This window comes from Nitrosospira sp. NpAV (assembly GCF_000832065.1).
Taxonomy (GTDB): domain Bacteria; phylum Pseudomonadota; class Gammaproteobacteria; order Burkholderiales; family Nitrosomonadaceae; genus Nitrosospira.
In genome coordinates, this window is sequence record NZ_JXQM01000118.1 from 1 (window position 1) to 601 (window position 601).

The window sequence follows — 601 nt, forward strand, 5'->3', positions numbered from 1 at the left end:
CTTGCCGATGCCGTGCGGGCCCATCCGGTGGCGCACATTGAGCAGCAAGGAGCCTGAACCGCAGGCGAAGTCGAACACACTTTCCAGATGCTTGCGTTTACCGGTGGCTGGCTCCTGACTGTCCAGCGTGACGATGCCCGAGAGGATGCTGGAAATCTGCTGCGGCGTATAAAACTCACCGGCCTTCTTGCCACTGCCTGCTGCAAACTGGCCGATCAGGTATTCATAGGCATCGCCCAGCGTATCCTTGTCGGTAGAGAATTTCTCCAGCCCATCGGCAATCGCCTTAATCACGGTGCAAAGCGTGGCATTGCGCGCGGTGTAGTCTTTTCCCAGCTTTTCTGAGTTCAGATTGATTTCAGAGAACAAGCCGCCAAAGGTGCTGGCAAAAGATTCGTTCTCGATGTAATCAAAGCCTTTTTGCAACGTGTGCAGCATCTCGCCGTTTTGCGTGCGCGCCATTTCGGCGATGCTGCTCCACAGGTAAGCGGGCTGAATCACGTAGTGCGTCTTGCGGCGCATCTGCTTTTCGAACTCGGCTGCGTCATCCGCGTTCTGTGCGTAACACAGCGCCAGCGGTGCACGACGGTCGCCCGCGTCC

Annotated in this window: 1 protein-coding gene; it reads right to left on the reverse strand. The window is 57.1% G+C overall.

The window, feature by feature from the left end:
• A partial coding sequence (locus tag SQ11_RS15545; protein WP_041515114.1) for an N-6 DNA methylase occupies positions 1-601 on the reverse strand: 601 nt, incomplete at both ends.